Here is a 14,795-nt window from a genome sequence, read left to right on the forward strand (position 1 = left end):
GTTCTGGGCTAGGCCCCGCAACAGGTCCTGGGCCACCCGGCTGCGGTTATTCCGCAGCCAGGTAGTCCAGGACCTTTGCCTTGTCCGCCGGGAACCGCCGCTCCATCGAGTCCGCGATCCCGGCGATGCTCTGGCGCGCCAGGGCCTGCCGCCAGGCGAGTTCGGCCTGGCGCATGGTCTGGGAAATCAGGCACGTCCGCGCGAAGTTCTCCTGCCGGTCCGGTTCCGGAACATTTCCGAGGATCGCCTCGCATCGGAACGCCGGGTCCTGGCCCTCGAGCGCCAGCACGATGTCCAGCACGGTGATGTTCTCGGGCCGGCGCGCCAAGAGAAAGCCGCCGCGGGGACCCGACACCGAGTCCAGGACGCCGGCCCGGACCAGCGACTGAAACTGCTTGTTGAGATAGGCCGCCGGGAGTTTGTAGAACTCCGCCAGCCGGGCGCTGTTCACCGGCTCACCGGGCGGTGTCCATGCCATGTTGACGCAACTGTGCACGGCCCACTCGACACCACGGCCCATCTTCATATTCCAGACGTTACGTGTCCGGAAATTTGGGTGTCAAGGTCCCGCGAAAAGCCTCGAGATGGAACTGAAACCCGAACTCTCGATTGTCTGGCCAGGAATCGCCCACGATTGGCGATAGTTTGGTTCCATGACGTCTTCTGATGCCGAACTCGCCCGCCTCCTGAGCGATGCCCGCGATTGGGCAAGCCAGGACCCGGACCCCGCCACCGCCGCCGCCCTCTCCGAACTGGTCCGCCTCACCGACGGGGGCGTCGCCGCGGCCCGCCAGGAACTGGCCGACAGCTTCAGCGGCACCCTGCAGTTCGGCACCGCTGGACTGCGGGCAGCCCTCGGCCCGGGTCCGAACCGGATGAACCGCGTGGTGGTCCGCCGCGCCGCCGCCGGCTTCACCGCCTTCCTCACCAACGCGGTCGGGCAAGCCTCCCCCGGCACCCGGCCGCGCGCCGTCGTCGGTTATGACGCCCGTTACAACTCCGACATTTTCGCCGAGGAAACCGCGGCGATCCTCACCGCGGCGGGGGTTGACACCTTCCTGATGCCGTCCGCGCTGCCCACCCCGCTGCTCGCCTACGCGGTGCGGGCGCTGGACTGCGACGGCGGCGTCATGGTTACCGCCAGCCACAACCCGCCGCAGGACAACGGCTACAAGGTGTACCTCGGCCGTCACGCGGTGGAGGAAAGCGGCCGCGGCGCCCAGATCGTGGCACCCTACGACGCCCTGATAGCGGCGAAGATCGACGCCGTCGGCGCCCTGGACTCCATCGTCCTGGCCGCGGACGGGTGGACCGTGCTGGAGCCCTCGATCGCCGCCGACTACCAGCGCGCCGTCGCGGCCCTGGCAGTCCCTGAACACTTCCCGGCCCGCGGGCTCAAGATCGTCCTGACCCCCATGCACGGGGTGGGCGGGGAAACGGCCGTGGCGGTGCTGAACGCCGCCGGATTCGACGACGTCACGCTCGTCACCGAACAGGCGCAGCCGGATCCGGACTTCCCCACGGTGAACTTCCCGAACCCGGAGGAGCCCGGGGCGCTGGATCTTGCCCTCGAGGCGGCGACGCGCGAGGACGCCGACATAGTGATCGCCAACGATCCCGACGCCGACCGGGCAGCGGTGGCGGCGAAGGATCCTGATACCGGCGCGTGGCGCATGCTGCGCGGCGACGAGGTAGGCGCATTGCTCGGTGCCCACGTCGTGGCGCGGCAGGCCGCCAGTGGCGAAGCACCGGCCGGCGTGTTCGCCAACTCGATCGTGTCCTCCCGGCTGCTGGCGCGGATCGCGGCCGCGGCAGGTTACGCGCACGAGGAAACCCTGACCGGTTTCAAGTGGATTGCCCGGGTGCCGGGGCTGGTCTACGGCTACGAGGAGGCGCTGGGCTACTGTGTTGCTCCGTCGCTGGTGCGCGACAAGGACGGCATTTCGGCCGCGGTCCTCATTGCCGAACTCGCGGCGGCCGCAAAGGCCGAGGGCAAGACGATCTTTGACACCCTGGACGAGCTGTACCTGGTGCACGGGCTGCACGCGAGCGACCAGCTCAGCATCCGGGTGGCGGACCTCGGCCTGCTGGACGCGATGATGAACCGGCTGCGCGTGAACCCGCCGGAATCGTTCGGCGGCTCCGGCGTCGAGGCCGTCAAGGACCTTGCCGAGGGCAGCGAACTCCTCCCGCCCACCGAGGGCCTGCTGTACCTGACCCGGGACCTCAGCCGTGTGATCATCCGTCCCAGCGGCACGGAACCGAAGCTCAAGTGCTACCTGGAAGTCATCCGCAGTGTCGGCTCGGCCGCCGAGCTTCCGGCAGCCCGGGACGAGGCCCGCACGGCCCTGGACGGCGTCCTTGCGGACGTCCGCGAGGCACTGGGCCTCTAGAGCTGCACCTCAATGTACCCGCCCACAATCCGGGTACCGAAGGTGGCGAGGCGGAGTTCCGGGCTGCCGAGGCATTCTCCGGTGCCGAGGTCGTAGACCTCCTTGTGCAACGGCGATGCCACCGTGGGCCGGTCCCCGCGGGATCCGGTGATGCCGCGTGCCATGACGTTCGCCCCGGTGGCCGGGTCCTCCTGCGCGACGGCGAAAACCTCACCGGACAGGGTGCGGAACACGGCCACCTGGCGGCCCGCAATCAGTGCCGCCTCGCCCCAGGCGGGTTCCAGGTCCGCCACGGCGCACACCCGGTGCCAGCCGGCTGCGGCTCCAGTAATTTGGTCCTCAACGTCGTGTACGGCGTTTTCAAGTACGGCGGTCATCCCGGCCCCTCTCTGATACATCCCTTACGGGCTCAACCGCTGCTGCGGCCACATCTTCAAGCTAGGCGCGCGGTGTTTCATCCGGACGCTCCGGATGTGTCCGGCGCGTAAAAGAGAGCTCACACGGCGGGAAATGCATTCGTGATGCAGAAGTTAAGATCACGAAACATAAGGGAAACTGAAGCGAAATTCCGGTTGCCTAGTCTGGGACGACAAGCTGCAGAGCACCGTCTGCGGCCCATGCGAAAGGCCCACCGTGACCGGACACCCCTCAAGCCACCCGAACCAGGGCGCAACCAGCGCCGCCCCGCGCCGTATTGTGGTGGCTGGCGGCGGCCCCGCAGCGCACCGTTTCGCCGATGCCATGCACGCCCGCGGACTCGATGGCTGGCACGTTACCGTCCTCACCGAGGAAGCCCACCTCCCCTATGACCGCGTCGCGCTGAGCAAGGCACTCACCGACAGCGACGTCGACCTCACCCTGGGCAGCGCTTCCATGTGGGACCACACGGCCCTGAGCCTCAAGACCGGCGAGCGCGTCACCAGCATCGACGCGGCCGGCAAGACCGTCCAGACCGCGGCGGGAACCGTCTATCCGTATGACGAGCTGGTGGTCGCGACGGGCTCGGACGCTGCCCGCCTGCCCATCCCGGGCGCCGAACTCACCCATGTGTACCGCACCCTTGAGGACGTCTGGTCCATCAACAGGGCCATCGCGGACCTCACCGCGAAGCTGGGCCGGAAGGTCAACGCGGTCACCATCGGCGGCGGTCTGCTGGGCCTGGAATCAGCCGCCGGCACCGAACAGCTCGGCGCCACCCCGATCGTCATCAACGGCTCGCCGTGGCTCATGAACACCCAGCTGGACGAGGGTGCCGGGCAGGCCCTCGGCCGGCTGATCGAGGCCAAGGGCTTCACTGTCCACGGCGGGGTGTTCCCCTCCGAGGTCCTCTCCGACGACGACGGCCAGGTCACCGGCGTCCTCATGGCCGACGGCCGGATCATCGACGCCGACATCGTGATCGTCGCGATCGGCGTGCGGCCCCGCGACGAGCTGTTCCGGGCCGCAGAGGGCGCACCGCAGCAGTTCCAGCTCGGCCAGCGCGGCGGCGTCGTCATCTCCGACGACTGCTCCACGGAGGTTCCCGGCATCTGGGCGATCGGCGAGGTCGCCAACTTCGGCGGCATGTGCCTGGGCCTCGTGGCCCCGGCCAACACGATGGCCGAAATCGTCGCGGACCGGCTGCACGGCGGCGACGCGACCTTCCCCGGCTTCGACACCGCCACCAAGCTCAAGCTCTCCGGCGTCGACGTCGCCAGCTTCGGTGACGCCTTCGCCCGCACCGAACACGCGCTCGAGATCGTCTACGCCGACCCCGCCCGCGGCGTCTACCAGAAGATCGTCACCACCGACGATGCCAAGACCCTGCTCGGCGGCATCTTCGTCGGCGACGCCTCGCCCTACACCTCTCTGCGCCCCATGCTGGGCCGCGAACTGGCCGCCGAACCCGGCGCCTACCTCACCGCGGCCGGCGGCGGCGACGCGGGGGACGAAGTCTTGGAGATCCAACTGCCGGATGACGCCATCCTGTGTTCCTGCAACAACGTCTCGGCCGGAACCATCCGTGACACCGTCAACGGCTGCGGGGCCTGCGACGGCAACGCGCCGGTCCGGGAACTCGGCGAGCTCAAGGGCTGCACCCGCGCCGGCACCAGCTGCGGTTCCTGCGTGCCGATGCTCAAGAAGCTGCTCGAAACCGAACTGACCAAGTCCGGCGTCGAGGTCTCCAAGGCCCTGTGCGAACACATCGAGCTCTCCCGCCAGGAACTCTTCGACGCCATCCGGGTCCTGGAGCTGACCTCCTTCGAGGAGATCATGGCCAAATACGGCACCGGCGCCGGCTGCGACATCTGCAAGCCGACCATCGCCAACATCCTCGCCAGCCAGAACAGCGCCTACGTCCTGGACGCCGGCCGCGGCACCCTGCAGGACACCAACGACCGTGCCCTGGCCAACATGCAGAAGGACGGCACCTACTCGGTGGTCCCGCGGATCGCCGGCGGCGAGATCACCCCGAAGAAACTCGGTGTGATCGCCGCTGTCGCCGAGCAGTACGGCCTCTACACCAAGATCACCGGCGGGCAGCGGATCGACATGTTCGGCGCCCGGCTGGAGCAGCTGCCCGAAATCTGGAAGGTCCTGGTCGATGCCGGCTTCGAATCCGGCCAGGCCTACGGCAAGAGCCTGCGCACGGTGAAGTCCTGCGTCGGCTCCACCTGGTGCCGCTTCGGGGTCCAGGATTCGGTGGCCATGGCCATCGCGCTCGAGTTGCGCTACCGCGGCCTCCGCAGCCCGCACAAGCTGAAGATGGGCGTCTCCGGCTGCGCCCGCGAATGTGCGGAGGCCCGGGGCAAGGACGTCGGCGTGATCGCCACCGCCGACGGCTGGAACCTGTACGTCGGCGGCAACGGCGGCGCCACCCCGGCGCACGCCCAGCTGCTGGCCAAGGACCTCGACGACGAAACCCTGATCAGGTACATCGACCGCTACTTCATGTACTACATCCGCACGGCCGACCGGCTGCAGCGCACCGCGCGCTGGCAGGAAGAGCTCGACGGCGGCATCAAGCACGTCGAGGACGTGGTGGTGCACGACACCCTGGGCATTGCCGCGGACCTCGAAGCCGCCATGGCCAAGCACGTTGACACCTACGTCGACGAATGGGCCGACACCCTGAAGGATCCCGAGCGCCTCCGCCGCTTCCGCTCCTTCGTCAACGCCCCGGACCAGAAAGACGATTCGATCACCTTCGTCTCCGACGAGCGCGGCCAGATGCGCCCCGCGACAGCGGAGGAGAAGGCGCGGGCCGGGCAGCAGCCGGTCCTGATCGGGGCTTCCATTCCGGTCCGATCCACCACCCCGGGACTGCCTGACGAGAACGAGGTATAGCCATGCAGCTCACCATTGACCTCACTGGACGCGAAGTCCTGGTCACGGGCGCGGACCACGCCGCCCGTCAGGCCGTACGGCGCTATGAGGCGGCCGGCGCCGTCGTGTTCCGCCTCAGCACCCCGCAGGGCGCCGGCATTGACGGCCCGCTGCCCGAGCGCCCGTTCCTGGTGGCGGCGGTCGACGACGGCCAGCCGGGCTGGGAGGCCCTCCTGGGCCGGTGCCGCGCCACTGGCATCCCGGTCGCGGCCGAGCCCCCGGCCGGCCCGGCGGGCCACGTCACGTTAGTCGGCGGCGGACCCGGGACCACCGAGCTGCTCACGGTCGCCGCCGTCGCCGCGCTGCGCGATGCCGACGTCGTCTTCTACGACCGGCTCGCCCCGTACCAGGACCTGCCGTCCCTGACCTCGGCAGAGCTCGTGGATGTGGGCAAGAAGCCCGGCCACCACAAGGTCAGCCAGGCCGACATCGAAAAGCTCATGGTGGAAAGCGCGCTGGCCGGCAACAACGTGGTCCGCCTCAAGGGCGGGGACCCCTATGTGTTTGGCCGCGGCGGCGAGGAAGTCGCGTCCTGCGTCGCGGCCGGGGTTCCGGTCCGCGTCATCTCCGGCGTCACCAGCGCCATCTCGGTTCCGGCCGCCGCCGGCATCCCGGTCACGCACCGCGACGTCAGCCACATGTTCACCGTGGTCTCCGGCCATGCCCCGCTGACCGAGAACGAACTGACGCACCTCGCCGGGCTCGGTGGAACCATTGTGGTCCTGATGGGCATCGGCACCCTGCACCACCTCGCGGCCGGACTCCGCCGGGCCGGAATGCGGGCCGACATGCCGATGGCGGTCGTCGAACGCGGCTACCGCCCCGGCCAGCGCACCACGATCGCCGAGCTGGGCACCATCACCTCCGCAGCCGCGGGCTGCAGCAACCCCGCCGTCCTGGTGATCGGGGACGTTGTCCGGGTGGCCGAAGCCAACCGGGGCTGTGCCGGTGCCACGGCAGAGCTCGACCGTCTTGCTGCATCACTGATGGAGGCGTAAGGATTCCCATGAGCGCATTGAACGCCGTCGCCGCAGCCCTCCCGGAGCCCGGCGCACCACTGTCCCCCTTGAACCCCGCCCTAGCCTCCGCACTGACCGCCGGCGGCCCCGCCGGCTCATCCGCGCCGGAACCCGCCGAGGACGCGACCGACCGGGACCTTCCCCTGGACGGCTTCCGGATCGGCGTCACCTCGCACCGCCGTTCGCAGGACCTTATTGAGGCCCTGGAACGCCGCGGTGCCGAGGTGCTTCACGCCCCGGCACTGAAAATCGCCCCGGTCCGGGAGGACCAGAGCCTGATCGATGACACCCGGGCGATCATCGCCGCCCGGCCCGATCTTTGCATCGCGACCACCGCCTACGGCATGCGCCGCTGGTGCGAGGCCGCGGACACGTTTGGCATTGGCGACCAGTTGCTGGAGACCCTCTCCGCGACCCGGATGTTCGTCCGCGGGCCCAAAGCCCGCGGCGCCGTGCGCGCCGCCGGGCTCGCCGACGTCGGAATCAGCAGCGACGAAACCACGTCCACGCTCGTGGACATGCTCCTGGCCGAGGGTGTGCGCGGCAAGACAGTCGCGGTGCAGCTGCACGGCTACACCGATGTCCGCCAGCTCGAGCGCCTGCGCATGTCCGGGGCCGCCGTCCTGACGGTCACCCCGTACCGCTGGGTCAAGCCCGACGGCGCCGACCGGCTGCCCAAGCTGATCGAAGCCGCGTGCAGCGGCAACCTCGATGTCCTGACGTTCACCAGCGCGCCCGCCGTGGACGCCATGTGGAGCACGGCGCACGAGATGGGCGTCTACAAACAGCTCGTGGAGAGCCTGAAGACCACTGTGGCGACCGCCGTCGTCGGGCCCATCACCGCGCAGCCGCTGCTCGATGCCGGGCTGCACCCGCTGATCCCGGAACGGTTCCGGATGGGCGCCCTGATCCGGCTGGTCTGCGAGCACCTGGCACTCAACCACGTCCGCCGGCTCGACACCGTTTCCGGCAGGGTGGAGTTGCGCGGCCGCTCGCTGCGCATCAACGGCGAGCCGGTCGAGATGGCGCCCGCACCGCTGTTGCTGCTGCGCGCGCTCATCGGCGCCGGCGGGGCTGTGCTCTCCCGCGAGGCGCTCTCGGACCTGCTGGAGCTGCGCGGTTCCGTGCATGCCCTGGACATGACAGTCAGCCGGCTGCGGTCCGCGCTGCCGGACACCCGGCTGGTGGAAACCGTGGTGAAACGCGGCTACCGGATCAGGGTCTAACCCAACGCGGGGTGCCGGCCTTCGAGACGGTGTGACCCACGGCATTACCGGCCCGTAAATACTGGCGAACGGGCAGGGCAGAAGCGGCAACACCCGGGAAACACCCCGGAAAAATCGGACGCCTACGCTGGGGGTCATCAAGCACACCGGCCACACGATGGCCACCCAGCGAAAGGGCCAGCACATGTCCGCTCCGGCAATGTCTCCCATCTCCACTTCCTCCCTGACAGGCGCTTCGGCTGCCGCCACCACGGCCGCCCGGCCCAGGATCGTCATCGCCGGCGCCGGCCGGGCCGCCCAGGCGCTCGTCCGGCAGCTCACCCGGACCCCGTTCGCCGGCGCCATCACCGTCCTCAGCAACCGGGACGACGCCCCCGAGGAATTGCTGGAGCTCGCCGTCCTGCCCCAGGTATCCGTCCGCTTCGGCCAGCCGGCCAGCTATATCGACGCGGAAAACCGCCGCGTGACCACCGCCGACGGCATGGAGTTCGACTACGACGAGCTCGTCATCGCCACCGGTTCCGCCCCCGCCGAGGCACCGGTGGAAGGTGCCGCCCGCTGCCTGAGCTATTCCACGATCGACGACGCCGCCGGGCTGGGCGAGGCCGTCAAGGACGTCACCCGGGTCCTGGGCCGCCGCCCCCTCGGCATCCTGGTCGGCACGGGTTCGGCCGCCGGCCAGGCCGAGGCCGTGCTCCGGTCCCGCGGCGTCCGCCCGGTCCGCACGACCGTGCGTCCCGCCGCCGTCGTTCCCACCGCCGCCGGGTCCGCCCTGCCGGCGTCGGGCATCGTCTTCGAGGACGGCTCCAGCATGAACGGTGACCTCGTGATCCTCGCCGAGGAGCGCATCGCCCGCGACGAGCTGGCCGCCACGGCCGGGCTCGCCACCGCTGCCGGCGGCGGGATCGTCATCGGCCAGGACTTCCGCACCTCCGTGCCGGGCATCTGGGCGATCGGTGACGCGGCAGCCTACGACGGCGTCCGGCTGGGGCTGCTCGTGGCCTCCGGTTCCGCGGCGTCGGTGTGCGCTTCCCAGTTGCTTCAGGCCACCATGGGCCGGCCCCTGGCGGCCGCCGCCTGAGGTGCCGGGGAGGCCCGGCCGGGGGCATCCGCCGGGCACATTCCTATGGCAAGATGGTTCCCTGATAAGCCGCGCACCACGCGGCGCCGCCAGGGCCCGCAGGCCCACAAGGCCAGGGAAGGGACCGCCGCGTCCCAGGCCCGCCACGAAAGGGACCACCATGAGCCAAGAAGCCGCCACCGGGGGAACGCCCAACATCGCCTCCTACATCGACCACACCCTGCTCAAGCCGGAGGCCAGCGAGGCGGAGATCCTCAAGGTCTGCGCCGAGGCGGCGGAGTACCACTTCAAGTCGGTGTGCGTGAACCCGGTCTGGGTCAAGACCGTCAAGAAAGCGCTCAAGGCATCCGGCGTCCTGACGTGCTCCGTGGTGGGATTCCCCCTGGGCGCCACGCCGAGCGACGTCAAGGCCTTCGAGGCCCGCGGCGCGGTCCTGGACGGTGCCGAAGAAGTGGACATGGTCATCAACATCGCCGCGGCCCGTGCCAATGACAAGGGCGCGCTGGTGGATGACATCGCCGCCGTCGCGGCCGCCGTGCACGAGGGCGGAGCCATCCTGAAGGTCATCATCGAAACGGCGCTGCTGGGCGATGACCAGAAGGTGCTCGCCTGCGAGGCCGCCGTGGAAGCCGGGGCGGACTTCGTGAAGACCTCCACGGGCTTCAACGGCGGCGGGGCCACCGCCGAGGACGTCGCGCTCATGCGCCGCACCGTCGGCCCGGACCTGGGTGTCAAGGCCTCCGGCGGCGTGCGTTCCCTGGCCGATGCTCAGGCTATGATTGCTGCAGGTGCAACACGTATTGGCGCCAGCTCCGGTATCGCGATCGTCAAGGGTGAACAGGGTTCGTCCGCGTACTGACCGTGCCGGCACCGCCCACAGTTTTGAGCCCCCCGGGGCCGAGGAGGAACGAATGTCCAGCAACACCACCCCGCAGACCGAGAACAGCCTCGGCTCGACCATCGTCATCTTTGCCGCGATGATGGTCCTGTTCCTCGGTGCGATCTACTCGCTGTCCTTCCTGACGCTGGAAAACACCTGGCCGATGGCCGTCTGCCTGATTCTCTTCGCCGCCGCGTTCTGGATCCCGCAGACCCTGCTGGGCCGCTCGGATTCGGCCGGCGAAAACTAGGCCACTCCTGACCCTTAAAAGACTGAAGCTCCGGTTCATCCGGAGCTTCAGTCATTTAACCGGTGGCAGTCCTAGCCGGGCACCAGCGCGAACAGGCCCTTGACCAGCCCCGTGCCGAGCGCCAGGGCCGCGGGGAAGTGCGCCTTGGCCACCGCCAGCCCGGCGCCAAACATCCCCACCATGGCGTAGCCGCTCACCGGGATCAGGACGAACCATTCCCGCCGCGAACCCGCCCGGCCCAGCAGCGGGATGGAGAACGCCCCGTTGGCCCTCCAAATGTTCTTCAGCAGCGGCAGTTTCCGCAGGACCTTGGGCGGCTTGATCACCAGTGGCCAGAGCAGCGGCACTCCCCCGGTGGTAATCATGTCCCCCACAATGTGCACCAGCACCCCGGTAAGCATCGAAACCGGCAGCCAGGTCCACTGGTGCGGCGCGAACCACGTCACGAGTCCGGCCATGAGCAGCCCGACGATCCAGTTGCTGATCCAGCCGAATTTCGGGAAGAGCTTCAGTGCCTTCGCGGCGATGTTGATCATGAACATGCACAGCAGGCCGGCCCCGACGGACAGCAGCCCCCACTGGGTCTGCACCTGCCACTGCCCGGCGATCGTGGCCAGCAGCACGAAGAACGCCGCGCCCAGCACCGAATGAGTGCCCTGCCGGTGGCCCCCGCTGGCGTTCTCAATGCCGCGCGCCACCAGGTTGGACAGCGGCGGCAGCGCATGCGCCACCGTGCTGGCGCGATGGTCCCAGTCGCAGACCAGCGCGGTCCCCGCCGTCGCCATCGCGCCGATCACGATTCCGGTGGGATCCAGGGGGTACCAGCCGAGCGCATACGGGCCGGTCGAGGCAATGGCTACCCACGCCGCGGCTCCCGACGCGGCGTGATGTCCTCCCATCATTCTTTTATTTCACCGCCGGTGTGGCAGAGACAGGGGCGTCGGAGAAGATGTTGCGGATCACGCCGTTGGCCCACTCCAGGATCTCGGCGTCCTGCAGGTCCCGGCCGCCGATCCTGGCGGTCTTGGGCTTCGGAACGAGCACGGCGTCCAGGGCCGGCTTCGCCTGCGCGCCCGGGTACATCCGGGTCAGGCGCATGAGCTTGGACTCGGGCAGCTGCGCCGGGGAGAACTTGATGAAGTTGCCCTGCAGCGCGACGTCGGACAATCCGGCCTCGCGGGCGCCCACCCGGAACCGGGCGACGTCGATCAGGTTGGTGGCCGGCAGCGGCAGTTCGCCGTAACGGTCCACGAGCTCCGCGAGGACCTCCTCGATCGCCTCGTAGGTGATGGCGCTGGCGAGTTTGCGGTAAGCCTCCAGGCGCAGCCGTTCGCCCGGCACGTAGTCGTGCGGCAGGTGCGCGTTGACCGGCAGTTCGATCTTCATTTCGGCGGCCTTCTCCTCCGCCTCGCCCCGGTATTCGGCCACGGCCTCGCCGACCAGCCGGATGTAGAGGTCGAAGCCGACACCCTGGATGTGGCCGGACTGCTCGCCGCCGAGCAGGTTGCCGGCGCCGCGGATCTCCAGGTCCTTCATGGCCAGCTGCATGCCGGCGCCGAGCTCGTTGTGCGTCGCGACGGCCTTGAGCCGTTCCAGGGCCACCTCGCCCAGCGGTTTTTCCGAGGGGTAGAGGAAGTAGGCGTAGGCGCGTTCCCGGCCGCGGCCCACACGTCCGCGCAGCTGGTGCAGCTGGGAGAGGCCGTACTTGTCCGCGCCGTCCACGATCAGGGTGTTGGCGTTGGAGATGTCCAGGCCGGTCTCGATGATGGTGGTGCAGACCAGGACGTCGAAGCGCTTTTCCCAGAAGTCCACGATGATCTGTTCCAGCCGGCTCTCGGACATCTGCCCGTGCGCCACCTCCACCCGGGCCTCCGGGACCAGTTCGCGGATCTTCGCCGCGGTGCGGTCGATCGTGGACACCCGGTTGTGGACGAAGAACACCTGGCCTTCGCGCATCAGCTCACGGCGGATCGCGGCGGAAGTCTGCTTGTCCGTGTACGGGCCCACGTACGTCAGCACGGGGTGCCGTTCCTCCGGCGGGGTGGCCAGGGTGGAGGTTTCGCGGATGCCGGTCAGGGACATTTCCAGTGTGCGCGGAATCGGGGTGGCGCTCATGGCCAGGACGTCGACGTTGGTGCGCATCTTCTTCAGCGCTTCCTTGTGTTCGACGCCGAAGCGCTGCTCCTCGTCCACGATCACCAGACCGAGGTCCTTGAAGCCGAAGTCCTTGGACAGCAGCCGGTGCGTGCCGATCACGACGTCCACGGAACCGGCCTTGACGCCGTCGGCGGTTTCCTTGGCCTCCTTGCCGGTCTGGAAGCGGGACAGCGGCTTGACGACCAGGGGGAAGCCGGAAAACCGCTCGGTGAACGTCTCGTAGTGCTGCTGGGCGAGCAGCGTGGTGGGCACCAGCACGGCGACCTGTTTGCCGTCCTGGACCGCCTTGAATGCGGCCCGGACAGCGATCTCTGTCTTGCCGTAGCCGACGTCGCCCGAGATCAGCCGGTCCATCGGGATCTCCCGCTCCATGTCGGCCTTGACCTCGTTGATGGTGGTCAGCTGGTCCGGGGTCTCCACGTACGGGAAGGCCTCCTCCAGTTCCCGCTGCCACGGGGTGTCCGGGCCGAACGCGTAGCCGCGGGAGGCCATCCGGGCCGAGTACAGCCGGATCAGCTCGCCGGCGATCTCCTTGACCGCCTTGCGGGCCTTGGACTTGGTGCTCGCCCAGTCCGCGCCGCCCATCTTGCTCAGCGCCGGGGTGTCGCCGCCCACGTACCGGGTGACCTGGTCCAGCTGATCGGTGGGCACGAAGAGCCGGTCGCCCGGGGCTCCGCGCTTGGACGGGGCGTACTCCAGGACCAGGTATTCACGCATGCCCTCGCCGCCACCGGCAACCTTGCGCTGGATCAGTTCCACGAACCGGCCGATGCCGTGCTGTTCGTGCACCACGGAGTCCCCGGCCACGAGCTGCAGCGGATCCACGGCGTTCCGCCGCTTGGACGGCATCCGGCGCATGTCCTTCGTGGAACCGGCAGAGGTCCGGCCCAGCAGGTCAGCCTCGGTCAGCAGCGCCAGTTTGAGCGGATCCAGGACAAAACCGCGGCCGACGGCGGCGGTGGTCACCTCGATCAGCCCGGCCTGCGGATCGGCCTCGAGCGTGTCCACCCGCGCGCACGGGATGTCGTTGTCGTGGAAGAGTTCGGCGAGGCGCTGCGCCGGGCCCGGGCCCTCGGTGACCACGACGATCCGCCACTGGTCCCGGACGCGGGAGCCGATGAAGTCCATCATTTCCGCCACGTCGCCCTGGTAGCCGCGGGGTTCCCGGGCGTGCAGGTTCAGCACGTCGACGTCGGGCAGCAGCTCCTCGTCGCTGGCCAGCGAGGTGATGGACCACCACGAGACGCCGTGCTCGAGGGCCGCGGTGCGGGTCTCGGTCAGCGAACGGAAGCTGGCCGAGTGCAGGGCAACGGATGCCGCGGAAGTTAAATCGAGCGGTGCGGTGCCGCCGTCGGACGCCGTCGACCAGGCGGCCTCGAGGAATTCCTCGTTCGTGGCGGCGAGGTCGTGCGCCCGGGTGCGGACCTTCTCCGGCTCGATCACCACCGCGATGGAACCCGCCGGGAGCTGGTCCAGGAACGGGACCATGGCGTCCACCAGTACGGGGGCCAGCGATTCCATGCCCTCGACGGCGATGCCGCCGGCGATTTTCTCCAGCATGTCCGCGGCGGCCGGGAGCTGGGACTTCAGGGTGGCGGCGCGGGACATGACGGAGGGTGTGATCAGGATTTCACGGCACGGCGGGGCATGGAGTTCGGTGGGATGGTGCAGGCCGGGCGCGGTCAGCGAGCGCTGGTCGGCGACGGCGAACCAGCGCATCTGGTCCACCTCGTCACCAAAGAACTCGACCCGGATGGGGTGGTCCTCGGTGGGCGGGAAGACGTCCAGCATGCCGCCGCGGACGGCGAATTCGCCGCGGCGGGTCACCATGTCCACCCGGGCGTAGGCGGCGTCGGCCAGGCTCTTGACGACACCGCTGAAGGGGGCCTCCTGGCCGACCTTCAAGGTCACCGGCACCAGTTCGCCGAGGCCGGCGACGATCGGCTGCACGACGGCGCGGACGGGGGCCACCACCACGCGCAGCGCACCGGCGGTGGACGATTCGGGGTGCGCGAGCCGCCGCAGCACCGACAGCCGCCGGCCCACGGTGTCCGAGCGCGGGGAGAGCCGCTCATGCGGCAGCGTCTCCCAGCTGGGGAACTCCGCGATCGTCTCGGCCGGCAGGAAGGCGCGCAGGGCCTCGGTCAGGTCCTCGGCCTCGCGGCCGGTCGCGGTGACGGCCAGGACCACGGGCACTCCCCGGCCAGCCCCTGCAGAGCCGGTTTCGTTTCCCGCCAGGGTCGCGAGTCCGTCCGCCATTTCCGCGAGCAGCGTGGACCGCATTCCGGCCGGGGCGCTGATCTGGTAATCCTCGCTGCGGGCGGCGAACCCGCGGGCGGCCTCGGCCTGGATCCGGGCGTAGTTCCGGTCTTCGGCGAGGACACGGCGCAAACCGGTGAGAGAGGGGCCGTTGAGGCTCATAG

The 14,795-nt window shown here is 69.3% G+C and carries 11 protein-coding genes; 7 read left to right on the forward strand and 4 right to left on the reverse strand.

All coding sequences use genetic code 11. The annotated features are described in order from the left end of the window. Positions 1 to 46: 46 nt before the first annotated feature. Positions 47 to 526 (reverse strand): RrF2 family transcriptional regulator, encoded by a 480-nt coding sequence (locus ARTB_RS10425; RefSeq protein WP_028278356.1) that lies wholly within the window; start codon positions 524 to 526, stop codon positions 47 to 49. Positions 527 to 653: 127 nt separating this feature from the next. Here ARTB_RS10425 and ARTB_RS10430 point away from each other — a divergent pair, with 127 nt between their 5' ends. Beyond that, positions 654 to 2,393 carry a phospho-sugar mutase gene (locus ARTB_RS10430; protein ID WP_243179723.1) on the forward strand — a complete coding sequence of 580 codons (1,740 nt, stop codon included), beginning with the start codon at positions 654 to 656 and terminating at the stop codon, positions 2,391 to 2,393. Here the strand turns inward: ARTB_RS10430 and nirD are convergent. Beyond that, positions 2,390 to 2,770, reverse strand: coding sequence for a nitrite reductase small subunit NirD (nirD, locus tag ARTB_RS10435; RefSeq protein ID WP_243179725.1), 381 nt, complete (start codon positions 2,768 to 2,770; stop codon positions 2,390 to 2,392). The two genes, ARTB_RS10430 and nirD, sit on opposite strands and share 4 nt — an antisense overlap. A 256-nt stretch (positions 2,771 to 3,026) precedes the next feature. On the opposite strand from nirD, the gene nirB reads away from it, so the two are divergent. The 6 genes from nirB to ARTB_RS10465 all read left to right on the forward strand — a co-directional run bounded on the left by nirB (position 3,027) and on the right by ARTB_RS10465 (position 10,215). Continuing rightward, the gene (nirB, locus tag ARTB_RS10440; protein WP_308197237.1) at positions 3,027 to 5,720 is read left to right on the forward strand and encodes a nitrite reductase large subunit NirB; all 2,694 of its coding nucleotides are present in this window, start codon (positions 3,027 to 3,029) and stop codon (positions 5,718 to 5,720) included. A 2-nt stretch (positions 5,721 to 5,722) separates the two neighbouring features. Then, complete coding sequence (gene cobA, locus ARTB_RS10445; protein WP_243179733.1) at positions 5,723 to 6,757, forward strand: uroporphyrinogen-III C-methyltransferase; 1,035 nt, start codon at positions 5,723 to 5,725, stop codon at positions 6,755 to 6,757. Positions 6,758 to 6,849: 92 nt separating this feature from the next. Further along, on the forward strand, positions 6,850 to 8,004 hold the full coding sequence (locus ARTB_RS10450; RefSeq protein ID WP_439954119.1) for a uroporphyrinogen-III synthase: 1,155 nt from the start codon (positions 6,850 to 6,852) through the stop codon (positions 8,002 to 8,004). Positions 8,005 to 8,188: 184 nt separating this feature from the next. Beyond that, positions 8,189 to 9,085 carry an FAD-dependent oxidoreductase gene (locus tag ARTB_RS10455; RefSeq protein ID WP_243179736.1) on the forward strand — a complete coding sequence of 299 codons (897 nt, stop codon included), beginning with the start codon at positions 8,189 to 8,191 and terminating at the stop codon, positions 9,083 to 9,085. A 160-nt stretch (positions 9,086 to 9,245) separates the two neighbouring features. Then, positions 9,246 to 9,944, forward strand: a complete 699-nt coding sequence (gene deoC / locus ARTB_RS10460) for a deoxyribose-phosphate aldolase (protein ID WP_243179738.1) — start codon at positions 9,246 to 9,248, stop codon at positions 9,942 to 9,944. Between the two features lie 52 nt (positions 9,945 to 9,996). Beyond that, entirely contained in the window at positions 9,997 to 10,215 is a 219-nt protein-coding gene (locus ARTB_RS10465; protein WP_028278362.1) for a hypothetical protein, read from the forward strand. A gap of 71 nt (positions 10,216 to 10,286) precedes the next feature. Here the strand turns inward: ARTB_RS10465 and ARTB_RS10470 are convergent, their stop codons facing one another. Then, positions 10,287 to 11,117: a metal-dependent hydrolase gene (locus ARTB_RS10470; RefSeq protein ID WP_018774647.1), complete on the reverse strand. Its 831-nt coding sequence runs from the start codon at positions 11,115 to 11,117 to the stop codon at positions 10,287 to 10,289. A 4-nt stretch (positions 11,118 to 11,121) separates the two neighbouring features. Then, positions 11,122 to 14,793 carry a transcription-repair coupling factor gene (gene mfd / locus ARTB_RS10475; protein ID WP_243179750.1) on the reverse strand — a complete coding sequence of 1,224 codons (3,672 nt, stop codon included), beginning with the start codon at positions 14,791 to 14,793 and terminating at the stop codon, positions 11,122 to 11,124. Between the last annotated feature and the right edge of the window lie 2 nt (positions 14,794 to 14,795).

Source organism: Arthrobacter humicola (assembly GCF_022803015.1).
GTDB classification, from domain to species: domain Bacteria; phylum Actinomycetota; class Actinomycetes; order Actinomycetales; family Micrococcaceae; genus Arthrobacter; species Arthrobacter humicola_A.